The organism is Saccharomonospora iraqiensis subsp. paurometabolica YIM 90007 (genome assembly GCF_000231035.2).
GTDB lineage: Bacteria > Actinomycetota > Actinomycetes > Mycobacteriales > Pseudonocardiaceae > Saccharomonospora > Saccharomonospora paurometabolica.
Genome location: NZ_KI912261.1, coordinates 101,958 through 102,335, shown reverse-complemented (window position 1 = coordinate 102,335; position 378 = coordinate 101,958). Strand labels below are relative to the sequence as shown.

Here is a 378-nt window from a genome sequence, read left to right as displayed (position 1 = left end):
GGCGGGGCGGCGGCCCGCCGGTCGCCCCGGTCGTCGTAGCGGTCGGCCGCGTACCCGTCGTCGTGCCCGTCGTACCGGTCGTCGTCGTAGGGCAGGGCACCCATCGGCACGGCACGGGTGCGGGCCGGGCCCCGCCGGCCGTCCCGGTCGTCATCGCCGGGGTAGTCCTCGGCGTAGTCGACGTACCCGCGGTCGTACCCGTCGTAGTAGTCGTCGTACCGGTCGTCGTACCCGTCGTCCCAGCCGTCGGCGCGGTCCCCGCCCGTGTGGAGGGCGTCGTCGTAGGGGGCGTCGGCGTAGGGGGCGCCGTACCCGTCGGCGTACGCGGCGTCGTGCGGGTGCGCACCGCCGCCGTCACCCCCGGGTGCGCCCGCGGCC

At 77.8% G+C, this 378-nt stretch carries 1 pseudogene; it reads right to left on the bottom strand.

What is annotated here, in order from left to right:
* Positions 1–378 (bottom strand): annotated as a pseudogene (locus SACPADRAFT_RS33550) (serine/threonine-protein kinase); the annotation flags it as partial.